Here is a 23,133-nt window from a genome sequence, read left to right as displayed (position 1 = left end):
CGCCGCTGTGGCGCCCGTCACCCTTACGTACATTTCGTTCACGTAAAAGTGACCGCCCGGACGGTTTCGAAAGTGACCGTGCAGACTGTTCTGTATGCGACTCCCCCGACCCCGCCCGCCCCGGCGGCTGCGCGGTCCCCGCAGCCTCGCCGGGCAGCTCTTCGCCATGCAGGTGGTGCTGGTCGCGGCGGTCGTCGTGGGCTGTGTGCTCTTCGCGTACCTCAGCGCGGGACGGCAGGCGGAGGAGACCGCACGGCGGCAGGCGACGGCCGCCGCCACCGCCGTCGCCGACTCCCCGGCGGTGGTGGCCGCCGCGCGCACCAAGGACCCGACGGCCGCGCTCCAGCCGTACAGCGAGCGGCTGCGGCGCGATGCCGGTGTCGACTTCGTGGTGGTGATGGCCACGGACGGGACCCGCTGGACGCACCCCGAGCCGTCCGCGATCGGCAAGAAGTACCTGGGGCACATCGGCCCCGCGCTGCACGGCACGGTCTTCCCCGAGACACACATGGGGGTGCTCGGGCCGTCCGTACGGGTCGTCGCCCCGGTCCATGACCCCCGGCGCGGCGGCCGGATCACGGCCCTGGTCAGCTCCGGGATCACCATCGAGACGATCAGTGAGCAGCTGCGCAACCAGGTCCTGGCGCTGGTGGGCGTGGCCGCGGGCGCGCTGGCGCTCGGCGGCCTGGGGACGTATGTGATCAATGCCCGGCTGCGCCGGCACACCCATGGGATGAACGCGGCGGAGCTCAGCCGGATGCACGAGTACCACCAGGCCGCGCTGCACGCCGTGCGCGAGGGGCTCTTGATGCTCGACGGGCAGCGCCGGGTCGCCCTGATCAACGACGGCGGGCGGGAGCTGCTGGGGCTGTCGGACGACGCGGTGGGCCGTCTCGTCACCGAGCTGGGGCTGCCGGAGCCGCTGACCGAGGCGCTGCTGGCGCCCGGTCCCCGCGTCGACGAGCTGCAGCTGACCCGCGAACGGGTGCTGGTGGTCAACTCCGCGCCGGTCTCCGGCGGGGAGCGGCGCGGCAGCGTGGTCACCCTGCGCGATCACACCGAACTCCAGGCGCTGTCCGGGGAGTTGGACTCGGTACGCGGCTTCACCGAGGCGCTGCGCTCGCAGGCCCACGAGGCCGCCAACCGGCTGCACACCGTGGTCTCGCTGATCGAGCTGGGGCGGGCCGAGGAGGCCGTGGAGTTCGCGACCGCGGAGCTGGAACTCGCCCAGGCGCTGACCGACCAGGTCGTCGGCGCGGTCGCCGAGCCGGTACTCGCGGCGCTGCTGCTCGGCAAGGCTGCGCAGGCCAACGAGCGGGGCGTCGAACTGACCCTGACCGCCGACAGCCGGATCGACGACGGGCTGCTGCCGCCCGGCCTGCCGGCCCGCGACCTGGTGACGGTGCTGGGCAATCTCCTCGACAACGCCCTCGACGCCGCCGCACCCACCCACGAGCACACCGCCACCGGTCCGCCGCGGGTGCGCGTCACCGCGCGGGCGGACGGCGGCGAGCTGCTGTTGCGGGTGGCCGACAGCGGCCCCGGGGTGTCCGCGGGCGCCGCCGAGGAGATCTTCCGGCGGGGCTGGAGCACCAAGCAGGGCACGGCCGCGCCCGCCCGGGGCCGCGGTCTGGGCCTGGCCCTGGTCCAGCAGGCGGTACGCCGCAACGGCGGCACCGTCACCCTGGACCGGGCACCCGAAGGCGGCGCGCGGTTCACCGTACGGCTGCCGCTGCGGACGGGCGCGCCGGCATGAACGACGCGCGGGGCACGGCCCGTTCCGGAGCGAGAGGAGGAGCCCGGTGACCCCTTCCGACATCCGGGTCCTCGTCGTCGAGGACGATCCGGTCGCCGCCGACGCACATGCCCTGTACGTGGGACGGGTGCCCGGCTTCACGGTCTCCGGCACCGTGCACTCCGGCGGCGACGCGCGCCGTCATCTCGACGCGCACGCGGTCGATCTGCTGCTGCTCGACCTCTATCTGCCCGACGGCCACGGGCTGGCGCTGGTGCGGACGCTGCGCGCGGCCGGGCACACCGCCGACATCATCGCGGTCACCTCCGCCCGGGACCTGACGATGGTGCGCGAGGGCGTCTCGCTCGGCGTGGTGCAGTACGTACTGAAGCCGTTCACCTTCGCCACCCTGCGCGACCGGCTCACCCGCTACGCGGAGTTCCGCGCCACCACCGGCGAGGCCAGCGGGCAGGACGAGGTGGACCGGGCGATCGCGGCGCTGCGCGCACCGCGTCCGGCCGCGCTGCCCAAGGGGCTGACTGCGGCCACCCTGCGGGCGGTGACCGACGTGCTGCGGGCCGCCGGGAGCGGGCTGACGGCGACCGAGGCGGCCGCCGATGTGGGCATCTCCCGGATCACCGCCCGCCGTTATCTCGAACATCTGGTGGAGAGCGGCCGGGCCGCCCGCGCCCCCCAGTACGGCCAGGTCGGCCGCCCCGAGTTGCGCTACCGGTGGTCGGGCCATTGAGCGGCGGTGACCGGTGGCCTGCTTTCAGCGGGCAGCCCACCGTGGCCGGCTGGAGGTCGCGCCGGGCGCCCCGCCGCGCCGCTGATTCTCCTGACCTTCATCAAGCACACCCACCGCTGACGGAGACCGACGGACGAAGTCCGGGGAACGGAAACCCGCAGGACCGCACGGAAAACCGGCCGGCTGGTGGGTTCCTACGAGCCTCGGGCTTGGGCATCCGCACCATAGGTGGGCGGCGGGACCGTCACTTACCGTGTGCCGGTGCATACGCAAGGCGGGGAGCCCCGCAGACCCCCTTTCGACGCCGAGGCCGCCCGCCGGCTGCGCGAGGCCCTGGGGATGACCCCGGCCCATGTCGCCTACGGAATCCGGGCCGCCTTCGGCATACCGGTGGCGCCGGCGACGGTGGCGTCCTGGGAAAGGGGCGAGAGCGCGCCCACGGAGGCCGAACTGACCGCGCTGGCCGGTGCCCTGTGGTGCGCGCCGGGCGAACTGCTCGGCGCACCGGGCACCCTGTGCGAACACCGCCTGACGCTCGGCCTCGCGGCGGCGGACCTCGCGCTGCGCATCGGCATGGACCGGGCCGCGTACGAGCGCCTGGAGGCCGGCGGGGGGTGGAGCGGCAGCGACCGGCAGGCCGCGGCGCTCGCCGAGGCGCTGGCCCTGCCGCTGCCCGCGCTGATCCGCTTCACCGGCCGGGACGGACGGCTGACCGAGCTGCTGACCAGCGCCGTCACCACCCGCTGGCAGGCCTACGTCCGGCCGGTCGGCAAGGTCGTACCGCTGCCCGGGCCGCAACTCCGCGCCGTCCTGCAGGAGCTGCACAGCGCCTATCAGTCGACCATGACCGCTACGCTCAACTGGGGCGGCTCGGCCGGCGCCGAGGAATCCGGCAGGGCGGGACGTGCCTTTCTCGACGGCATCCTGGCGGAATTCTGGGCCCGGGCCGGCGAGCCGCGGCCCTGAGAATCCCCTCCCGCCTCTCCCGGGCCTCCGGGTCATCCCCGAGATGCCCCGTCGGCCCCAGGTCGGACGGCCGTCCGTCCAGAGGATGACGCCGGGGGTGCCGATGCAACTTCCGGCCGGTGCGGCTTTCGGTCCTTGCGGCCGAGGTGCACGGGGGCCTGTGCCTTCGAGAATAGGGACATCGAAACGTCCGTCCTTCTCCAGGAGTTCCCCGTGTCCCACCCGGCCGCCTTTCCCGCCCCCACTCGCGCCGACGCTGCCGTCGCCGCCCGTGCCACGGACCTCAGCAAGGTCTACGGCCAGGGGGAGACCCGTGTGGTCGCGCTGGACTCCGTCTCGGTCGACTTCGGCAAGGCCAGGTTCACCGCGATCATGGGTCCGTCCGGCTCCGGCAAGTCGACGCTGATGCACTGCATGGCCGGACTGGACACGATCTCGTCCGGCTCGGCCCGGATCGGCGACGTGGAGCTGTCCTCGCTGAACGACAAGCAGCTGACGCGGCTGCGCCGCGACAAGATCGGCTTCATCTTCCAGGCGTTCAACCTGCTGCCGACGCTGACCGCGCAGGAGAACATCACGCTGCCCATGGACATCGCGGGCCGTAAGCCGGACCGGGAGTGGGTCAGCCGTGTCATCGAGACGGTCGGCCTGTCCGGGCGGCTGTCGCACCGGCCGGCCCAGCTCTCCGGCGGCCAGCAGCAGCGGGTCGCGGTCGCCCGGGCACTGGCCGCCCAGCCGGAGATCATCTTCGCGGACGAGCCGACCGGCAACCTCGACTCCCGCTCGGGCGCCGAAGTGCTGGGCTTCCTGCGGGAGTCGGTGCGGGCGATGCAGCAGACGGTCGTGATGGTCACTCATGACCCGGTCGCCGCCGGCTATGCGGACCGGGTGGTCTTCCTCGCCGACGGTCGCATCGTCGAGGAGCTGCACGAGCCGACCGCGGACACCGTCCTGGACCGGATGCGGCTCTTCGAAACCAAGGGACGTACGAGCTGACGCCCGGTACCCCGCACCACCGCGCTCCCCGGCGCGCTGCCCTTCATCCCGAGCCACCGGACCAGGACTGACACCACCACCATGCTGCGAACCGCCCTGCGCAACGTGCTTGCGCACAAAGCCCGATTGATGATGACCGCACTCGCGGTCCTGCTCGGCGTCGCCTTCGTCGCCGGCACCCTCATCTTCAGTGACACCGTCGGCTCGGCCGTCCAGAAGGCGTCCGAGAAGAACCTCGACGGGGTGGCCGTCTCCGTCCAGGCCAAGGACCCCGCCCCCTCCTCAGGCCCCGCCAAGGACGACAAGCGGAGCACCCTTGTCGACGAGAAGCTGGCGGACAAGGTCCGCGCACTGCCCGGCGTGCGGTCCGTGCGCAGCAATGTCAACGGCACGGCCACCGTCGCCGGCCCGGACAACGTGCCGCTCGGCAACGACTGGCAGAACCTCGCCACCAACTTCCAGCCGGACAAGGACGGCTACGACGCCCGCTACCCGCTGATGCAGGGCCGCGGACCGACCGCCGACGACGAGATCGCGCTGGACGAGGCGACCGCGAAGGCGTCCGGCCGCAAGATCGGTGACTCCGTGCGGCTCGCCACCGACGGCCCGGTGCTGACGAAGCGGCTGGTCGGCATCGTCACCACCGAGGACCCGCAGGTGACCGCGGGCGGCAGCCTGACGCTCTTCGACACCGCCACCGCGCAGAAGCTGTTCCTGCACCCCGGCCAGTTCGACGAGCTGGTGATCGGTGCCGCGCCCGGCGCCGATCAGCAGGCACTGACCGCCAAGATCCGCGAGGTGCTGCCCAAGGACCGTGCCACGGCGACCAGCGGCACCGAGCTCGCCGCCGAGCAGTCCAGGAGGGTCGCCAACCAGAACAATGCCCTGAGCCAGACGCTGCTGACCTTCGCCGGGATCGCGCTGTTCGTCGGCGTCTTCATCATCGCCAACACCTTCACCATGCTGATCTCCCAGCGCAGCCGGGAGATCGCCCTGATGCGTGCGATCGGCGCCTCCCGCCGTCAGGTCGTGCGCTCGGTACTCGCGGAGGCGGCCCTGCTGGGCCTGATCTCCTCTGCCGTCGGATTCGCGCTGGGCATCGGCCTCGCCGTGGGTCTGCAGGCGGTGCTCGCAGCGAATGGCGCGGGTTTCCCGGACGGACCGATCGTCATCAGCCCGGCCGCGGTGCTCTCCGCGCTCGGTGTGGGCGTCGTGGTCACCGTACTGGCCGCCTGGCTGCCGTCCCGCAAGGCGGCGAAGATCGCGCCGGTGGAGGCGCTCAACACCGTCGAGGCGCCGCCGGCGCTGCGCAGCCTGGTGCTCCGCAACTCCCTCGGCACGGTCATCGGCGGCCTCGGCGTCGCGACCATGTGCTACGTCTCCACGCTGAAGAAGGCCGACGACCTGCCGATCGCGATGGTGGGCGCCATGCTGACGCTGACCGGCGTCATCATCCTCGCGCCGATGCTGTCCCGGCCGCTGGTCTCGCTGGCGGGCGTCGTCACCACCCGGCTCTTCGGCATCAGCGGCAAGCTGGCCAAGGAGAACACGCTGCGCAACCCCCGCCGTACGGCGGCGACCGCCTCGGCGCTGATGATCGGCCTCACCCTGATCACCGGCATGACGGTCGTCGGAAACTCGGCCGGCCAGGCCATGGACAAGATGACGGCCCAGGGGCTGAAGGCCGACTACAAGATCGGGACCGTGACGTTCACCGGTCTGGACCCCAAGCTGTCGCAGAAGGTGGCGGACCTCCCGGGCGTCGAGGCGGCGGCTTCGCTGCGCGATTCGGGCTTCGAGACCCCTAATGCCACCATGGGCCTGATGGGCACCGACCTCAGCGCGATCGGCAAGGTCGCCCAACTGGACTTCATCAGCGGTTCGTTGAAGGGCGCCGGAGGCAACGACATCGCGGTCTCCCAGGAGATGGCCAAGATGAAGGGCTGGCACACCGGCGACACCCTGGACGCCACCTTCTTCGACAAGAAGAAGGCGAAGCTCAAGATCGTCGGAATCTACGCGGACAACGAGCTGCTCGGCGACTCGATCGGAGCCGCCTCGCTGGCGGCGCCGCACCAGTTCCAGCCGAAGGCCCAGTCGCTGCTGGTGAAGGCCCAGAACGGCCCCTCGGAGGCGCTGGAGAAGCAGATCCGGCACACCCTCGGTGACAGCCCGCTGCTGAAGGTCCAGGACCACGCCGACCTGCGCACGGAGAACGCCGGGAACATCGAGATGGTGCTCAACGTCTCCTACGGGCTGCTGGGCATGGCCGTCATCATCGCGGTGGTGGGCGTCGTCAACACCCTCGCCATGTCGGTCTTCGAGCGGACCCGCGAGATCGGGATGCTGCGGGCGATCGGCCTGGCCCGCAGCGGTATCAAGCAGATGGTCCGGCTGGAGTCGGTGGTCATCGCGCTGTTCGGCGCGGGCCTGGGCATCGCGGTGGGCGTCTTCTGCTCCTGGGCCGCCGGCAACCTGGTCAGCCAGGGCCTGCCCACCTACGAGCTGCTGCTGCCCTGGGGCCGGCTCGCGCTGTTCGTCCTGATCGCGGTGGCCGTGGGCATCCTGGCCGCGCTGTGGCCGGCCCGCCGCGCGGCCCGGCTGAACATGCTGGAGGCCATCGGCGCCCAGTGACCACCTGACCGCCACCCCCCACAAAGGCGGCGCGCCTGTCCTCGGCCGAGGACAGGCGCGCCGTTGGTGTTTCCGGGAGGCCGTTGGTGCTTCCGGCCGTTGGTGCTTCCGGGAGGCCGTTGGTGCCCGCGAAGCAGCGGGGCTCAGAAGACCGACTCGGCCTCGTCCATCCGCCACTCGGGCACCGTCTTGAGTTCGGTGACCGCCTCGTGCAGCGGCACCATCGTGATGTCGGTGCCGCGCAGCGCGGTCATCCGGCCGAAGTCGCCGCGGTGCGCGGCCTCGACGGCGTGCCAGCCGAAGCGGGTGGCGAGCACCCGGTCGTACGCGGTGGGGGTGCCGCCGCGCTGGACGTGGCCGAGGATGACCGGGCGGGCCTCCTTGCCGAGGCGCTTTTCCAGTTCGACGGCGAGGTGGTTGCCGATGCCGGTGAAGCGCTCATGGCCGAACTGGTCGATCGCGCCCTTCTTGTAGTCCATGGTCTCCTCGGCCGGGTGGGCACCCTCGGCGACACAGACGACCGCGAACTTCTTGCCCCGGGCGAACCGCTCCTCGACCATCGTGACCAGGTCGTTCACATCGAAGGGACGCTCCGGCAGGCAGATGCCGTGGGCGCCGCCGGCCATCCCGGACTCCAGCGCGATCCAGCCGGCGTGCCGTCCCATCACCTCGACGACCATGACGCGCTGGTGCGACTCCGCGGTGGTCTTGAGGCGGTCGATCGCCTCCGTCGCGACGCCGACGGCGGTGTCGAAGCCGAAGGTGCGGTCGGTGGAGGAGATGTCGTTGTCGATGGTCTTGGGGACGCCCACGACCGGCATCCCGGCGTCCGCGAGCATCCGGGCGGCGGTGAGGGTGCCCTCGCCGCCGATCGGGATCAGGACGTCGATGCCGTAGTCCTTGGAGAGGTCCTTGGACATCTCGCAGGCCTCGCGGAGCCGGTTGCGCTCCAGCCGGGACGAGCCGAGGATGGTGCCACCACGGGCCAGGATGCCGCTGACCGCCTCGAGGTCGAGCTTGCGGTAGCGGCCTTCGAGCAGTCCCTTGAAACCGTCCTCGAAACCGATGACCTCGTCACCGTGTCCGGTGAGGGCACGGTGGACAACAGACCGGATCACAGCGTTCAGACCAGGGCAGTCGCCGCCTGCGGTGAGGACTCCGATACGCATCGTGCTGTGTCTCCTGTGCTCGCTGTTGGTTCGTGTGAGCCGGTCCGATTGTTTCACGGGCCGGCCCGCCCTCCCCCTCCACGGACCTCACCCCCACTGTCCTCGCACGGGCTCCACAAGGGAAACTGGGAGAGCGGCCTATCCACACGCGCAGGTATTGTCAAGAGGGGCACGCCCACAATAACGACTTATTTTGACCTTGTGGCCATCGATGGGATCGGAGAGCACACGTGACGCGGAGCGTGTACGTAACCGGTATCGACCGCGGCGACGGCCGCCAGGTCGTCGAGCTGGGGGTCATGGAGCTGCTGACCCGCCATGTCGACCGGGTGGGGGTCTTCCGCCCGCTGACCCACGGCGACGGGCCCGACCGATTGTTCGACCTGCTGCGGTCCCGCTACCGGCTCACCCAGTCCCCCGACACCGTGTACGGCCTCAGCTACGACGAGGCGTCCGCCCTCCAGGCCGAACGCGGCACCGACGAGCTGGTCTCCCGGCTCGTCGACCGCTTTCATGCCGTGGCCAGGGACTACGAGTACGTCCTGGTCCTCGGCTCGGACTTCGCCGCCACCAGCCTCCCGGCCGAGCTGAACCTCAACGCACGGCTCGCCAATGAATTCGGCGCCGCCGTGCTGGCCGTCGTGGGCGGCCAGGGCCAGGAGGCGGAGTCCGTACGCGCCGAGGCCCGCAACGCTTACGGCGCCTACCACTCGCTGGGCTGCGATGTCGTGGCCGTGGTCGTCAACCGGGTGGCCCCCGAGCACCGCGCGGCGGTCGCCGACCGGCTCTCCGCCCGGCTCCCCGTGCCCTGCTACGCGCTCCCCGAGGACGGCTCGCTCTCCGCGCCGACCGTCGGCCAGATCGTGCACACCCTCGGTGCCGAGGTGCTGCTCGGCGACGACTCGGGCCTGGCCAGGGACGCCAGGGACTTCGTCTTCGGCGGCGCCATGCTGCCGACCTTCCTCAAGGCGCTGACCCCCGGCGCTCTCGTGGTGACCCCCGGAGACCGGGCGGACCTGGTCATCGGCTCGCTCGCCGCGCACAGCGCCGGTGCCCCGCCGATCGCCGGGGTGCTGCTCACCCTGGACGAGCGGCCCGGCCCCGACATCATGGCGCTGGCGGCCCGGCTCGCCCCCGGCACCCCGGTGGTCTCCGTCCCCGGCGGCTCCTTCCCGACCGCGGGCGAGCTGTTCGCGATCGAGGGCAAGCTGAACGCCGCCTCGCCGCGCAAGGCGGAGACCGCGCTCGGCCTGTTCGAGCGGCATGTGGACACCGTGGAGCTGACGAACCGCATCTCCGTCGCCCGCTCCGGCCGGGTCACGCCGATGATGTTCGAGCACGAGCTGATCGAGCGCTCCCGCTCCGGCCGCCGCCGGGTGGTCCTTCCGGAGGGCAGCGAGGAGCGGGTGCTGCGGGCCGCCGATGTGCTGCTGCGCCGCGATGTCTGCGATCTGACGCTGCTGGGCGAGGAGGAGGCGATCCGCAAGCGCGCCGCCGACCTCGCCATCGACCTGGCGGACGCCCAGATCATCGATCCGCAGACCTCCGAGCTGCGCGAGCGGTTCGCCGAGCGCTACGCCGCGCTGCGCGCCCACAAGGGCGTCAGCATCGAGCTGGCCTTCGACGTGGTCGCGGACGTCTCCTACTTCGGCACCCTGATGGTCCAGGAGGGTCTTGCCGACGGCATGGTCTCCGGCGCGGTGCACTCCACCGCCGCCACCATCCGGCCCGCCTTCGAGATCATCAAGACCCGGCCGGGCGCCCAGATCGTGTCCTCGGTGTTCTTCATGTGCCTGGCCGACCGGGTCCTGGTCTACGGCGACTGTGCGGTCAACCCGGATCCCGACGCCGAACAGCTGGCGGACATCGCCATCCAGTCGGCCACCACCGCCGCTCAGTTCGGCGTCGAGCCGCGGATCGCGATGCTGTCGTACTCCACCGGCACCTCCGGTTCCGGCGCGGACGTCGACAAGGTCCGCAAGGCCACCGAGATCGTCCGCGAGCTGCGCCCCGATCTGCTGGTCGAGGGCCCGATCCAGTACGACGCGGCGGTGGACGCGGCGGTCGCGCAGACCAAGCTCCCCGACTCCGACGTGGCCGGCAAGGCCACCGTGCTGATCTTCCCGGACCTCAACACCGGCAACAACACCTACAAGGCCGTGCAGCGCTCGGCCGGTGCGGTCGCCGTCGGTCCGGTCCTGCAGGGGCTGCGCAAGCCGGTCAACGACCTCTCGCGCGGCGCCCTGGTCCAGGACATCGTGAACACCGTGGCCATCACCGCCATCCAGGCACAGGGCGCCCGTCCCGGCGCCGGCCCCGCCGCCTGACCCGGCCGCTCCCCGTCCCCGCCCCCCATCGGAAAGCGCTCCATGACTGCCACCGGCACCCGCGTCCTCGTCCTCAATTCCGGCTCCTCGTCGGTGAAGTACCAGCTGCTCGACATGCACGACACGCAGTCGGAGGGCGGCTCCGCCGCGGGCCGGCTCGCCGTCGGCCTGGTCGAGCGGATCGGTGAAGAGACCTCGCGCCTGACCCACACCCCGCTGGCCACCGGGGGCGACAAGCGCGAGACCGAAGGCCCGATCGCCGATCACGAGGCCGCACTGAAGGCCGTCGCCGCGGAACTGTCCGCCGACGGCCTCGGCCTCGACTCCCCGCAGCTGGCCGCGATCGGGCACCGGGTGGTGCACGGCGGGCTGAAGTTCACCGAGCCGACCCTGATCGACGACGCGGTGCTCCAGGAGATCGAGCGGCTGGTGCCGGTCGCCCCGCTGCACAACCCGGCCAACATCACCGGCATCCGCACCGCCCGCGCGCTGCGCCCCGACCTGCCGCAGGTCGCGGTCTTCGACACCGCCTTCCACACCACGATGCCGGAGTACACGGCCCGCTACGCCATCGACGTGGAGACCGCCGATGCGCACCGCATCCGCCGCTACGGCTTCCACGGCACCTCGCACGCCTATGTCTCCCGCAAGACCGCGGCACTGCTGGGCAAGGACCCCTCCGAGGTCAATGTCATCGTGCTCCACCTGGGCAACGGCGCCTCCGCCTCGGCGGTGGCCGGCGGCCGCTGTGTGGACACCTCGATGGGCCTGACCCCGCTGGAGGGCCTGGTCATGGGCACCCGCTCCGGCGACATCGACCCGGCGGTCACCTTCCACCTCAAGCGGGTGGCGGGGATGTCGGCGGACGAGATCGACACCCTGCTCAACAAGAAGAGCGGACTGATCGGGCTCTGCGGCGACAACGACATGCGGGAGATCCGGCGCCGGATCGACGAGGGCGACGAGCGGGCCGCGCTCGCCTTCGACATCTACATCCACCGGCTGAAGAAGTACATCGGCGCCTACAGCGCGGTGCTCGGCCGGGTCGACGCGGTGGCGTTCACCGCGGGCGTCGGGGAGAACGCCGCCCCGGTACGCGAGGCCGCCGTCGCGGGCCTGGAGGAGATGGGGATGGCCGTGGACGCCTCGCTCAACGCCGTACGGTCCGACGAGCCCCGGCTGATCTCGCCGGAGTACGCCCGGGTTGCGGTCGCCGTGGTACCCACGGACGAGGAGCTGGAGATCGCCCAGCAGACATACGCCCTGGTCAGCGCCTAGGTCTCGGTGTTTCCGCCTACCGATATATTCCGCCGCTAAACAAACCGATAGGATTCCGCCCATGCGCCGTTCCAAAATCGTCTGCACCCTGGGCCCCGCCGTCGACTCCTACGACCAGCTGAAGACGCTGATCGAGGCCGGCATGAATGTGGCCCGATTCAACATGAGCCACGGGACCCAGCCGGAGCACGAGGAGCGGTACCACCGCCTCCGCAAGGCCTCCGAGGAGACCGGCCGCGCGGTCGGCGTGCTGGCCGACCTCCAGGGCCCCAAGATCCGTCTGGAGACCTTCGCCGACGGCCCCGTGGAGCTGGTGCGCGGCGACGAGTTCGTCATCACCACCGAGGACGTCCCCGGCGACCGGACCATCTGCGGTACGACCTACAAGGGCCTGCCCGCCGATGTGTCCAAGGGCGACCCGATCCTGATCAACGACGGCAATGTCGCCCTGCAGGTCGTCGAGGTCGACGGCCCGCGGGTGCGCACCATCGTCATCGAGGGCGGGGTCATCTCCGACCACAAGGGCATCAACCTGCCCGGCGCCGCGGTGAACGTCCCCGCGCTGTCCGAGAAGGACATCGAAGACCTCAAGTTCGCCCTGCGGATGGGCTGCGACATGGTCGCGCTGTCCTTCGTGCGGGACGCCAAGGACGTCCAGGACGTGCACCGCGTCATGGACGAGGTGGGCCGCCGGGTCCCGGTCATCGCCAAGGTCGAGAAGCCGCAGGCGGTCGCCAACATGCAGGAGGTCGTGATGGCCTTCGACGCCGTCATGGTCGCCCGTGGTGACCTGGCGGTGGAGTACCCGCTGGAGAAGGTCCCGATGGTGCAGAAGCGCCTGGTGGAGCTGTGCCGCAGGAACGCCAAGCCGGTGATCGTGGCGACCCAGATGATGGAGTCCATGATCACCAACTCCCGGCCGACCCGCGCCGAGGCGTCCGATGTCGCCAACGCCATCCTCGACGGCGCCGACGCGGTGATGCTCTCCGCCGAGTCGTCCGTCGGCGCCTATCCGATCGAGACCGTCAAGACGATGTCGAAGATCGTCGAGGCGGCCGAGGAGGAGCTGCTCTCCAAGGGCCTGCAGCCGCTGGTGCCCGGCAAGAAGCCGCGTACGCAGGGCGGTTCGGTGGCCCGTGCGGCGTGCGAGATGGCGGACTTCCTGGACGGCAAGGCGCTGATCGCCTTCACCAAGTCCGGTGACACCGCCCGCCGCCTCTCCCGCTACCGCGCGGCCCAGCCCATCCTGGCCTTCACCACCGAGGCGTCCACCCGCAACCAGCTCACGCTGAGCTGGGGCGTCGACGCCTTCGTCGTGCCGCACGTCGACAACACCGACGCGATGGTCGACCTGGTGGACGCCGAACTGCTCAAGCTCAAGCGCTACAGCCAGGGCGACACCATGCTGATCACCGCCGGTTCGCCCCCGGCGTCCCCGGCACCACCAACATGGTCCGGGTGCACCACCTCGGCGGCGAGCAGGCCTGACGCCCCCGGCACACGAAACGGCGGTGGGCCGCCCCCGGAAGGGGACGGCCCACCGCCGTTTTCTGCGGCTCCCGGAAGGGCCGGTGATCCCCGGCCCGCGCAGGTGATCCTCAGTCCGTGATCGACTGGTGCAGACCCGGGATGTGGAGGTTGCCGCCGAACTGGCCCGCCTGGTCGATCTTCACCTTGGTGAAGTACGCGAACGGGACGTTGATCGGCGGCGGGTGCTCGGGGTCGAAGACGATCGGGATCAGACCGAAGAGGTTGCCCTGCAGCCGCTCGGTGTACATCGTCACCTTGCCGCCGCGGATCGTGGACGTCGAGCCCGGTGCGCCCTGGACGTGGTAGTGCTTGCCGGACGTCGGGTCGTCGACGATCTGGTGCAGATCGCCGATGTCGACGCTGTCGGCGGTGAACTTCAGGGCCTGCTTGGTGTGGCCGTTCTGGGTCTGGACGTTGACGACGCCCTCGTAGTTCAGGCCGCGCAGGGTGAGCGCGCTGGACTCCAGGTGCCAGGGGTCGTCGGGCAGGGTGGCGGGCGTCTGCTCGGCCTTGCCCTTCTGCTTGTTCTCGACGACGCAGGGGAAGGACTTCTTGCCGCTGGCGTCCTTGCCGTCCAGGCCGCCGCCGGGCAGGGCGTTGTCCGCCGTGCCCACCGCGCCGTGGACGGTGTCGTTGACCGTCTTCGACCCGTTCTTGACGGCGTCCCCGGCCTTGCCGGCGCCGTCCTTGAGGCCGTTGACCGTGTCCGTGACCGGCTTGGTGACCTTGTCGGTGGCGGAGCCGGCGTCCTTGGACGCGGACGGCGAAGGGCTCGGCGAGGCCGGCTCGGACGCCGACGGACTCGGCGAGGCCGAGGAGTCCTCCGACTTGTCCCCGAAGAGACCGCCGAGCGCATCACCGATGCCGCCCAGCAGCCCCTTGTCGTCCTTCTTCTCCTCGGAGGACGACGGCGACGGGGTCGCGGAGCCCGAAGGCTCCTCGGTCTTCGAGGAACCGGACGGCGCGGGCTCGGACGCCTTGCCGGCGTCCTTGCCGGCCGAGGGCGAGGCGGAGGGCTCGCCGGACGGCTTGGTGTCGTCCTTGCCCTGGGCGTCGTCCTTGCTCTGCGCGTCGTCCTTCTTGTCCGCCGCACCGTCCTTGGACTTGGCGTCCTTGTCGTCCACCTTGTCCGGGGCGGTGACGCACGGGCCGTCCTTGAAGGGGCTCTTGGGCGCCGGCTTGGCAATCGCCATCTGGGGCGTCAGCCCCATGCCCATGAGCACGGCGGACGGCATGGCGGCAATGGCTATCGCCTTGCCCGCGGGCACGTGGAGCCGAGTCAGCAGCGGCTTCCTCGGCGCCGCGTGCCTCGGCCCGGTTCTCGCCCCGGCAGCTGCGCTCTCGTGCAGCTCGTCACCCGGCACGGTGCCTCCCGTTCGTTCCGTTGGTCGGGCTCGTTCCTGACAGGTCGTCCAGTCCGATGACCGACCCGGGACCGTCGGCCGGCGCGGGGTGCGTAGCGACCACCGGTCCGGCAACCGTCTTGCGGGCCGGCTCCCCGGCGTCGTCCCCGCTCCGCCCGTCCTTGCCCGGTGCCCACGAGACTCCCAGCGCACCGCCGATCAGCCCCAGGAGGAAGCCGATCAGGAAGGCACCGAAGTTCGAGACGACCAGGGAGACGAGGGAGAGCAGAATCGCCGCCACACCCGCAAAGACGCGCGAAGCGGGCTGGAACCACATGGTCAGGCCGAGCACGACCAGCAGTACGCCGATGATCAGCGAGCCGGCGCCGGCGGTGGTCGCCATGCGGACGGTCAGGGAACCGATCGTGAGATTCGCGTAAGGGATGTACATGATCGGGATGCCGGCCAGCAGAGTCAGCATGCCGCCCCAGAACGGGCGGTGTGCGCGCCACTCCCGGAACGAAAGCCGCTTCCGGCCGATGGTCTCGATCAGCCGTGGTCGCGTGTCGGCGCTCATGTCGTACAGCTCCTCGGGACTGGCAAATCGGTGGTTCTGTGCTGGGTGTCCTACTGGGCTACCCGGCGTACGGGCACGGGGAACGACGAATGCCGCACAGCTCGCCCCGCGCCCGCACGCTCAGTGCGTCAGTAGCACTCGCTCTTGCCCTTGGCGACGCTCATCTTCAGGCCGCTGAGCTTGAACGTTCCGGCCGTCGTGGCCCATGCCCGCTGCCTGACGTGGGTCAGCGTGGCCGAGTCGGCCTGCTGGGCGAACGAGCCGGGGTCGGCCTTGTCGCCCTTGTGCATCCCCGGGCCCTTGGTCGTCGAGCCCGCAGCAACACCGATGTCGATGTTGTTGAAGGTCGCGTCCGCGGACAGCTGGTCGAGGTCGATGTAGAGGTTCTTCGCCTCGACGGGCGTGTCACCGCCACCGGCCGACAGCTTCATCGACACATCGCCGAAGACCGGCACCGGCACGACTACCGACTGGCACAGGTTCTTGATCTTGGCGTTCGAGAACCCCGAGACCGCCACCGGGACCTGCTTGCCGCCCTTCTGGGCGTCAATGGCTCCGTACTGAACAAATCCGGTGCCGTCCAGCCGGTCGGTAGCGACCTTGAACTGCTGACCGGACACGCTGAACGATGCCGCGAGCGCACCCTGCGAGAGGGCGACACCGATCGCGGCGGTCGCCGCGACGCTCGGCACCATGACGACGGCGAACCGCTTCCATCTGGTCCCGCCACGAGCCAGGGACTCCATGACTTTCCTCCTTCTCGGACGTACATCTCCGGTACGCGCCGCCCCCGTTGGGACAGCCGTGCCTGGGATGGGAGAAGTGCTACGTCCTCGGGAAGGAGAGCGCCTGCCTCGGAGGCACATCGTGTTCCGAACACCGGCGATCACCCCCGAGCGACAACCACTGGCCACGCTCTCGCGCAACCTCCTGGACAGGCCCTGCCGGGTGGGGCAGAGACCCCCCTGTCCACCGCCGGCGGCACCTGCCGCCGACCACTCGGTGGGGACCCAAGTACCCCGCGACGCCGACCGGATGCCGGGCTGCGGGAATGGACCGAGCGTGGCCGATCGTGGTCCATTCGGAGCCGCGGCACAAGGGGCTCGTTACTTGCGGGTAACGGCCCGATAACCCTGCCACGACCCACTGAAATCAAGCGGACACATACCGTCGCCACTAACAGTGAGGGGACATTGGGCAATTGCGGACACAGCGGCGCAAGGGGGTCGCTCAGACTTACTTGAAGTAACAGCGGCCACGATTACCAAGTTTTGGTAAAACGTGGCCGCTGTGTCGTTTGTTCGGGCGACTCGCGAAGGTCGTACTGGTCAGAAGCGGGCGAGTCCGATGAGAGCGGTCAGAACAGCACCCGGGCGAGCGCGGTACGCGCCGCCGTCACCCGCGGATCCTCCGCGCCGATGACCTCGAACAGCTCCAGCAGCCGCAGTCGCGCGGCCTCCCGGTCGTCACCCGCCGACCGCTTCACCGCGTCGACCAGCCGGCCGAACGCGTCCTCGACATGACCGCCGACCAGGTCCAGGTCCGCGGCACGGATCTGCGCCTGCACATCGGCCGGATTCTCCGCGGCCTCCTTGCGCACCGCCTGCGGGTCGAGATCCTGCACCCGGCGGAGGAGTTCGGCCTGCGCCAGGCCGAGCTTGGCCTCCGGGTTGGCCGGGTCGTCGTTGAGCACGTTCTTGTACGCCTGGACGGCACCGCCCAGGTCACCGGAGTCCAGCGCCTGGTTCGCGGCCTCCAGCAGTGCGTCATAGGGACCGGCCGGCGCCGGGGCCGCGGCCTCCTGCTCCGCCTCCCCCGCGGCCTGCGGGTCGAGCGGCGCTCCCACGATGCCGAACTGCTGCTCGGCGGCCTGCACCAGCTGGTCGAGCACCTCGCGGATCTGCGACTCCGGGGCCGCGCCCTGGAAGAGCGGGATCGGCTGTCCCGCGACGACCGCGAAGACCGCCGGGATGCCCTGCACCCCGAACTGCTGGAACAGCATCTGGTTGGCATCGACGTCGATCTTGGCCAGCACGAACTTGCCGGCGTACTCCCCCGCGAGGCGCTCCAGCAGCGGACCCAGCTGCTTGCACGGCTCGCACCACTCGGCCCAGAAGTCAATGACGACCGGGACCTCGGTCGAGCGCTGCAGGACGTCCTGCTGGAACCCCGCCTCGTCGACGTCGAACACCAGGCGGGCACCGCTCACGGGTGCCTGGCCCGTACGGGCGGCCTCGGCACGTGCCTGCTCCGCCTTCTGCTTCGCTTCCCCCGCCGACTTCACCGCTGCGAGGTCGACGACTCCACTCATGGACATATTGCGTGGCTGCATGGGTCCATCCTCCCCCCTGGGCGGGCCGTTCCGGAAAGCGATCCGGAAAGCGCTGCGGTCTGCGATGCGATCGGTCGTGCGGCGGTGCTGCAAAGTGCCGGTCCGGTGCTGCCGCCGGGCCGGGTTACCGGGCACCGCACCCCGTCCGTACGCCCCGCCGGAATGCCGGCGTACGTCCGGGATCGCTGCCCGTACTGGCCCCGAGGAGGGCCGTCGTGCGGTCCCGAGGAGGACCGTCGTGCGCGGCCATGGGTCCCCACCCACGGCCAGTGGCTGTCACTCTTACGCTACGACCCGTAGCGTAACTCGCCGTCGGCCCCGCATCACCACCGGGTCCGGCCCCGCGAGGGGTGATCTGCCTCACGGGCGGCATCTCCCGTACTGCCCGGTATGGTCGCCCGCATGCACCACTCCGCCAGTTCCCCAAAGGGCCGCACGGGCCGCCCGCGCAGCGCCGAGACCGATCTCGCGATCCTGCACGCGACCCGGGCCGCACTCGTCGATCTGGGCTGGGGGCGGCTGACCATGAGCGATGTGGCGGCCCGGGCCGGTGTCGCCAAGACGACGCTCTACCGCCGCTGGGCCAACAAGAACGAGCTCGTCGTGGACGCCGTGGCGGTCCTCTTCGACGAGCTCGAACTCCCCGACCGGGGCTCCCTGCAATCCGATATCGAGGGCGTGGTGCTGCAGTTCGGGGCACTGCTGGCGCGGCCGGAGACCAAGACGGCGCTGATGGCCGTGGTCGCGGAGTCCACCGCCGACGAGGCGCTGCGCGAACGGATCCGCTCGGCGATCGTCGACCGCCAGAAGCGGCTGGTCCTGCTCGGCCGCTCGCGCGCCCAGGCCCGCGGCGAACTACCCCCGGACACACCCGGTGCGGACGGCGAGCGGGACGCCGCCCGCAACATGGACCTGATCTTCGATGTGATCGCCGGGGCGATCGTGCACCGCACCCTGGTCAGCGGGGAGCCCGTGGATGCCGCGTGGGGACGCGACTTCACGGCGCTCTTCCTCACCGGGCTCTCCGCTCTGGGCGACCAGGGCTGAGCCCGGCGGACGGGTGCCGGCCGCGGCGCGGCACCGAGGTGCCCGCCGCGGCGCAGGTCACAACCGGCAGGCGGATCAGACCTGGTAGCGGTCCGCGGCGAACAGGTGCAGGTTCTGTGCCACCCACTCCGAGGTCTGCTTCAGCCCCTGCTCCAGCGTGACCTCCGGCCGCCACGAAGCCCACTCGCGCGCCCGGGAGTTGTCCGACAGCAGCCGCTCGACCTCGCTGCCGGACGGCCGCAGCCGCGCCGGGTCCACCACCACCTCGGCCTCCCGGCCGGAGGCCGCTATCAGCGCCTCGGCGAGCGCCCCGATGGCGATCTCCCGCCCGGTGCCGAGGTTGACGACCTCGCCCAGTGCCCGGTCGCAGTCGGCCAGCGCCAGGAAGCCGGCCGCGGTGTCGGTGACATACGTGAAGTCGCGGGTCGGGGTGAGCGAGCCCAGCTTGATCTGCCGGGCGCCCGCGTGGAGTTGGGCCAGGATCGTGGGGATCACGGCGCGCGCGGACTGCCGGGGGCCGTAGGTGTTGAACGGCCGCACCACCGTCACCGGCAGCTCGAAGGCGTGCCGGTGCGACAGCGCCATCATGTCCGCGCCGATCTTCGAGGCGGAGTACGGCGACTGCGGCTGCAGCGGGTGGTCCTCGCCGATCGGCGCGGTCAGCGCGGTCCCGTAGACCTCACTGGTGGACGTGTGCACCAGCCGCCGCACCGCATGCCGGCGGCAGGCCTCCGCGACGTTCTCCGTCCCGACGACGTTCGTCTGCACATACGCGCCGGGCGAGTCGTAGCTGTACGGGATCCCGATCAGCGCGGCCAGATGGAAGACCGTGTCGCAGCCCTCGACAGCGTCCATCACCCGGCCCGCGTCCCGCACATCGCCCGCGACCATCTCGACCGGGCCGCCCGGCACCAAATAGCGCGCCAGATTTCCCTTTTCGGCGTAGGGCTTGTAATGGACGAACGCGCGCACCTCGGCGCCGGCCTCCACCAGCATGTCGACCAGGGTCGAGCCGATGAACCCCTCGGCCCCGGTGACCAGGACCCGGCGGCCCGTCCACTGCTGTGTGCTGCTGTTCATGCTGACTCCTTCATCGTGGGGTGGTGGTGGACCTGCGGGTGGCCGGCGAGCGCCAGCACCTTGTCGGCCAGCAGGCCGGCGGCCTGCGCATGGGTGCCCGGGTCGGCGGCCGCGCCCATCGCGGCGAGCCGGGCCGGATCGTCGAGAAGCGGGGTGACCAGCGCGTCCAGCCGCTCCGCCGTGGTCTGCGGATCGGGCAGCAACAGCGCCGCCCCGGCGTCCGAGAGCACCCGGGCGTTATGGGTCTGGTGGTCGCCCGGCGCATGCGGATACGGCACGAGGACGGCCGGCATCCCGATGGTGGCCAGCTCGGCGACGGTCGCCGAACCGGCCCGGCAGACCACGAGATCGGCGGCGGAGTACGCCAGATCCATCCGGTCCAGGTACGGCACGGCCTCGGCGACCGCGTCCCCGCCGTTCGCCGCCAGGAGGGCCCGGGTCTGCTCCAGGGCCGCCGGCCCGGTCTTGATCAGCAGCCGCAGGTCGCTGCGCGTCCGGTAGCGGCCGGCCAGGCCCACCGCCGCCTCGGTCAGCCGGGCCGCCCCCAGGCTCCCGCCGTTGACCAGCAGCAGCCGGGCGCCGTCCGGTACGCCCAGGGCCCGGCGGGCGGCGGGCCGCAGCCCCGCCCGGTCCAGCTCGGCCAGCGGGCCCACCAGCGGCATCCCCACCGTCTCGGCCCGCTCGCCGCCCGCCAGATGTTCCCGGCTGCGGTCGAAGGCGAGGGCGATGTGCGGGGTGAGCCGGGCCGCGAACTTGTTGGCCCGGCCGGGCACCGCGTTGGACTCATGGACCAGGCTCGGCAGCCCGGCCATCTTGGCCCCGACGATCACGGGGGCGCTGGGATAGCCGCCCATACCGACCGCGACCTGGGCTTTCTGTTCCTTGAGGATCGCCCGGCACTGGGTACCCGAGCGCAGCAGCGCGGCCGGCAGCAGATAGCGTCGGGCGCCGAGCGAGGGGTCGAAGGGGATCATGTCGACGGTGTGCAGCCGGTATCCGGCCCGGGGGATCAGCTCTGTCTCCAGGCCGCGTTCGGTCCCGACGAAGGAGATCACCGCATCGGGCACGGCCCGGCACAGCGCGTCAGCGAGAGCGAGTCCCGGATAGATATGGCCGCCGGTGCCGCCCGCACCGATCACGACGGAGAGTGGTGTGCGCATGGCCGCCACGCTCGCGATACGCCCTAAGAAGCTTCTAAGAGAGGTGTTTGGCAGCCTATGTCCATGCCGCCCACGCCCGGGAACACCCCAGCCCCCAAGATCCTCGTCGTCGACGACCAACCGGAGGTACGTGCCGCCGTCGAGGACGGCCTCGCCGTGGAGGGCTATACGGTACGGGGCGCCGCCGACGGCCTGGCCGCCCTCTCGGAGGTCGCCGGCTGGCAGCCGGACGTCCTCGTCCTGGACGTGATGATGCCCGTGCTGGACGGCCTGGCCGTCTGCCGCCGGCTGCGCGCACTGGACGACCGCACCCCGATCCTCGTCCTGACCGCCCTGGACTCGGTCAGTGAACGGGTCGACGGGCTCGACGCGGGCGCCGACGACTACCTCGTCAAGCCGTTCGCCCTGGACGAGTTGGTGGCCCGCGTCCGGGCCCTGCTGCGCCGGGCCTCCGCCACGGCCGCCGAGGACTCCCGGCTCGCCTTCGACGATCTGGTCGTCGACCCCGTGACCCGCACCGGCCACCGGGCCGGCCGTCCCCTGGAGTTCAGCCGCACCGAATGGGCGCTGCTGGAGCTGCTGTTGCTGCACCCCCGGCAGGTGCTGCCGCGCGAGGTGATCCTGGAGCGCGTCTGGGGCCGGGACTTCGGCCCCGACTCCAACTCCCTGGCCGTCTACATCGGTTATCTGCGCCGCAAACTGGAGGCGGGCGGCGAGCCCCGCCTCGTCCACACCGTGCACGGGGTGGGATACCGCCTGGACCACGCGGAGGGCGCGTGACCGGCAACCGCGGCCTGGGGGCCCGCTGGCGCCGCCGCCGTCCGCTCCGCACCCGGCTGGCGCTGGCCGCCTCGTCCGCGGTGGCCGTGGTGGCGGTCGGCGTCTGTGCGGCCGCGTTCTCCATCATCGACTACCAGATGACCCGTCAGCTGGGGCTGAACCTGACCCAGACGGCCGCCCAGGCCGTCCGGGACCGCCACGACTGGGGCCCGACGCCGAGTGACACGCTGTGCCAGTACCCGGCCTCGGCCTGTATCCAGATCGTGCCGTCCGACCCCGCCAAGGACCCGCGCGAGCGGTATGTGCTGCCCGTCTCCGACGCCACCCGGCAGGTCGCCGACGGCCGGCGCGCGGCGTTCTACCAAAAGCTGACGGTGGCCGGCCATCCGGTCCGGATGCTCACCACGCGCCTGGCGGACAAGGACGAGGCGGTGCAGGTCGCCCAGCGCTCCGACACCGTCGACCGGGGCGTACAGCAGGCCGCCTGGGCGCTGTCCGCGGTCGGCGGCGCCGGTGTCCTGCTGGCCGCCGCACTCGGCTACTGGGTGTCCCGTACGGGCCTGGCGCCGGTCGCCCGGCTCACCGCCACCGCGGAACGCATCGCCGCCACCCGCGACGCCCGCCACCGCATCGAACTGCCCCCGGGCCCGCCCGCCCGGGAGGACGAGATCACCCGCCTGGCCACCAGCTTCAACACCATGCTCGGCGAGCTCGAACAGTCCGTCGCCGCGCAGCGCCGCCTGGTCGCCGACGCCTCCCACGAGCTGCGCACCCCGCTGACGGCGCTGCGCACCAACGCCGAACTCCTGGCCCGCGCCGGCCGGCTGACCGACGCCCAGCGCGACCGTGCCTCGGCCGCACTGGGCCGCCAGCTGCGCGAGGTCACCACCCTTGTCAACGACCTGATCGAACTGGCCCGCGACGAGGAGCCGCAGCCCCTGGTGGAGCAGGTGCGCCCGGCCGCCCTCCTGGAGCACGCGGTGGGCGCGGCCCGCGAACACTGGCCGGAGATCACCTTCACCACCGCCATCGCCCCCGCCGCGGCCCAAGTCGCGATCCCCGGTGTGCCGCCCCGGCTGTCCCGGCTGCTGTCCAACCTCCTCGACAACGCCGCGAAGTTCTCCCCACCGGGCGGCCCGGTCGACACCGAACTCACCTTTTCCGCCGATGAGTTGGCCCTGACGGTCCGCGACCACGGCCCCGGTATTACCGAGGCCGACCTCCCGCACGTCTTCGACCGCTTCTACCGCGCCGAGGCGGCCCGCGCCCTGCCCGGCTCCGGCCTGGGCCTGGCCATGGCCCGCCAGATCGCCCGCGCCCATGACGCCGAACTCACCGCCGAGCGGGCGCCGGGGGGCGGGGCGCTGTTCCGGCTGCGGATGCCGGTCGCCGCAGCGTAGGGCCGGTCGTCGAAGCCCTGCTGCCAACGGC

At 71.3% G+C, this 23,133-nt stretch carries 17 protein-coding genes and 1 pseudogene; 11 read left to right on the top strand and 7 right to left on the bottom strand.

The genetic code is table 11. The annotated features are described in order from the left end of the window. Positions 1–94: 94 nt before the first annotated feature. The 5 genes from ABR737_RS31150 to ABR737_RS31130 all read left to right on the top strand — a co-directional run bounded on the left by ABR737_RS31150 (position 95) and on the right by ABR737_RS31130 (position 7,079). The gene (locus ABR737_RS31150) at positions 95–1,756 is read left to right on the top strand and encodes a sensor histidine kinase (protein ID WP_350254059.1); all 1,662 of its coding nucleotides are present in this window, start codon (positions 95–97) and stop codon (positions 1,754–1,756) included. A gap of 46 nt (positions 1,757–1,802) precedes the next feature. Next, the gene (locus ABR737_RS31145) at positions 1,803–2,483 is read left to right on the top strand and encodes a response regulator (RefSeq protein WP_350254057.1); all 681 of its coding nucleotides are present in this window, start codon (positions 1,803–1,805) and stop codon (positions 2,481–2,483) included. A 255-nt stretch (positions 2,484–2,738) separates the two neighbouring features. Further along, a complete protein-coding gene (locus ABR737_RS31140) occupies positions 2,739–3,449 on the top strand; it encodes a helix-turn-helix domain-containing protein (RefSeq protein WP_350254055.1) in 711 nt (236 codons plus the stop codon). A 213-nt stretch (positions 3,450–3,662) separates the two neighbouring features. After that, positions 3,663–4,445 (top strand): ABC transporter ATP-binding protein, encoded by a 783-nt coding sequence (locus ABR737_RS31135; RefSeq protein ID WP_350254054.1) that lies wholly within the window; start codon positions 3,663–3,665, stop codon positions 4,443–4,445. An 81-nt stretch (positions 4,446–4,526) separates the two neighbouring features. Beyond that, positions 4,527–7,079 (top strand): ABC transporter permease, encoded by a 2,553-nt coding sequence (locus ABR737_RS31130; protein WP_350254053.1) that lies wholly within the window; start codon positions 4,527–4,529, stop codon positions 7,077–7,079. Between the two features lie 143 nt (positions 7,080–7,222). Here ABR737_RS31130 and ABR737_RS31125 read toward each other — a convergent pair whose 3' ends face one another. After that, positions 7,223–8,248 carry an ATP-dependent 6-phosphofructokinase gene (locus tag ABR737_RS31125; RefSeq protein ID WP_350254052.1) on the bottom strand — a complete coding sequence of 342 codons (1,026 nt, stop codon included), beginning with the start codon at positions 8,246–8,248 and terminating at the stop codon, positions 7,223–7,225. 230 nt (positions 8,249–8,478) lie between these two features. Between ABR737_RS31125 and pta the strand changes: the two genes are divergently transcribed. The 3 genes and pseudogenes from pta (at position 8,479) to pyk (ending at position 13,341) form a co-directional block, all read left to right on the top strand. Beyond that, positions 8,479–10,575, top strand: coding sequence for a phosphate acetyltransferase (gene pta, locus ABR737_RS31120; RefSeq protein WP_350254051.1), 2,097 nt, complete (start codon positions 8,479–8,481; stop codon positions 10,573–10,575). A 42-nt stretch (positions 10,576–10,617) separates the two neighbouring features. Then, entirely contained in the window at positions 10,618–11,853 is a 1,236-nt protein-coding gene (locus ABR737_RS31115; RefSeq protein WP_350254049.1) for an acetate kinase, read from the top strand. A gap of 61 nt (positions 11,854–11,914) precedes the next feature. Next, a pseudogene (gene pyk / locus ABR737_RS31110) lies at positions 11,915–13,341 on the top strand (pyruvate kinase). A gap of 110 nt (positions 13,342–13,451) precedes the next feature. On the opposite strand, the gene ABR737_RS31105 reads toward pyk, so the two are convergent. The 4 genes from ABR737_RS31105 to ABR737_RS31090 all read right to left on the bottom strand — a co-directional run bounded on the left by ABR737_RS31105 (position 13,452) and on the right by ABR737_RS31090 (position 17,635). After that, positions 13,452–14,651, bottom strand: a complete 1,200-nt coding sequence (locus tag ABR737_RS31105; protein ID WP_502964407.1) for a hypothetical protein — start codon at positions 14,649–14,651, stop codon at positions 13,452–13,454. 85 nt (positions 14,652–14,736) lie between these two features. After that, positions 14,737–15,303 carry a DUF6114 domain-containing protein gene (locus tag ABR737_RS31100; RefSeq protein WP_350254047.1) on the bottom strand — a complete coding sequence of 189 codons (567 nt, stop codon included), beginning with the start codon at positions 15,301–15,303 and terminating at the stop codon, positions 14,737–14,739. A gap of 128 nt (positions 15,304–15,431) precedes the next feature. Then, positions 15,432–16,049, bottom strand: a complete 618-nt coding sequence (locus ABR737_RS31095) for a DUF6230 family protein (RefSeq protein WP_350254046.1) — start codon at positions 16,047–16,049, stop codon at positions 15,432–15,434. A gap of 611 nt (positions 16,050–16,660) precedes the next feature. Next, positions 16,661–17,635, bottom strand: coding sequence for a tetratricopeptide repeat protein (locus tag ABR737_RS31090; protein WP_350254044.1), 975 nt, complete (start codon positions 17,633–17,635; stop codon positions 16,661–16,663). A gap of 390 nt (positions 17,636–18,025) precedes the next feature. On the opposite strand from ABR737_RS31090, the gene ABR737_RS31085 reads away from it, so the two are divergent. Further along, positions 18,026–18,682: a TetR/AcrR family transcriptional regulator gene (locus ABR737_RS31085; RefSeq protein WP_502964406.1), complete on the top strand. Its 657-nt coding sequence runs from the start codon at positions 18,026–18,028 to the stop codon at positions 18,680–18,682. A 75-nt stretch (positions 18,683–18,757) separates the two neighbouring features. Here ABR737_RS31085 and ABR737_RS31080 read toward each other — a convergent pair whose 3' ends face one another. Continuing rightward, positions 18,758–19,762, bottom strand: a complete 1,005-nt coding sequence (locus tag ABR737_RS31080; protein WP_350254040.1) for a GDP-mannose 4,6-dehydratase — start codon at positions 19,760–19,762, stop codon at positions 18,758–18,760. Next, positions 19,759–20,922, bottom strand: a complete 1,164-nt coding sequence (locus ABR737_RS31075) for a UDP-N-acetylglucosamine--N-acetylmuramyl-(pentapeptide) pyrophosphoryl-undecaprenol N-acetylglucosamine transferase (protein ID WP_350254039.1) — start codon at positions 20,920–20,922, stop codon at positions 19,759–19,761. Before ABR737_RS31075 ends, ABR737_RS31080 begins: the two co-directional genes overlap by 4 nt. A gap of 57 nt (positions 20,923–20,979) precedes the next feature. Here ABR737_RS31075 and ABR737_RS31070 point away from each other — a divergent pair, with 57 nt between their 5' ends. After that, entirely contained in the window at positions 20,980–21,702 is a 723-nt protein-coding gene (locus ABR737_RS31070) for a response regulator transcription factor (RefSeq protein WP_350254037.1), read from the top strand. Then, a complete protein-coding gene (locus ABR737_RS31065) occupies positions 21,699–23,102 on the top strand; it encodes a sensor histidine kinase (RefSeq protein WP_350254036.1) in 1,404 nt (467 codons plus the stop codon). The genes ABR737_RS31070 and ABR737_RS31065 overlap by 4 nt, the downstream gene beginning before the upstream one ends. Positions 23,103–23,133 lie beyond the last annotated feature (31 nt).

The sequence above is a fragment of the Streptomyces sp. Edi2 genome (assembly GCF_040253635.1).
In the GTDB taxonomy this organism is placed as follows: domain Bacteria; phylum Actinomycetota; class Actinomycetes; order Streptomycetales; family Streptomycetaceae; genus Streptomyces.
The sequence above is the reverse complement of the archived record's forward strand: the minus strand, read 5'-3'. Positions and strand labels throughout refer to the sequence as shown.

Bases quoted from the DNA above. Each gene is read 5' to 3' on its own strand.
- ABR737_RS31150 (WP_350254059.1), top strand. From the start codon at position 95: ATGCGACTCCCCCGACCCCGCCCGCCCCGGCGGCTGCGCGGTCCCCGC.
- ABR737_RS31130 (WP_350254053.1), top strand. From the start codon at position 4,527: ATGCTGCGAACCGCCCTGCGCAACGTGCTTGCGCACAAAGCCCGATTG.
- ABR737_RS31125 (WP_350254052.1), bottom strand. From the start codon at position 8,248: ATGCGTATCGGAGTCCTCACCGCAGGCGGCGACTGCCCTGGTCTGAAC.
- ABR737_RS31115 (WP_350254049.1), top strand. From the start codon at position 10,618: ATGACTGCCACCGGCACCCGCGTCCTCGTCCTCAATTCCGGCTCCTCG.
- ABR737_RS31100 (WP_350254047.1), bottom strand. From the start codon at position 15,303: ATGAGCGCCGACACGCGACCACGGCTGATCGAGACCATCGGCCGGAAG.
- ABR737_RS31095 (WP_350254046.1), bottom strand. From the start codon at position 16,049: ATGGAGTCCCTGGCTCGTGGCGGGACCAGATGGAAGCGGTTCGCCGTC.
- ABR737_RS31090 (WP_350254044.1), bottom strand. From the start codon at position 17,635: ATGCAGCCACGCAATATGTCCATGAGTGGAGTCGTCGACCTCGCAGCG.
- ABR737_RS31085 (WP_502964406.1), top strand. From the start codon at position 18,026: ATGGTCGCCCGCATGCACCACTCCGCCAGTTCCCCAAAGGGCCGCACG.
- ABR737_RS31080 (WP_350254040.1), bottom strand. From the start codon at position 19,762: ATGAACAGCAGCACACAGCAGTGGACGGGCCGCCGGGTCCTGGTCACC.
- ABR737_RS31075 (WP_350254039.1), bottom strand. From the start codon at position 20,922: ATGCGCACACCACTCTCCGTCGTGATCGGTGCGGGCGGCACCGGCGGC.
- ABR737_RS31070 (WP_350254037.1), top strand. From the start codon at position 20,980: ATGTCCATGCCGCCCACGCCCGGGAACACCCCAGCCCCCAAGATCCTC.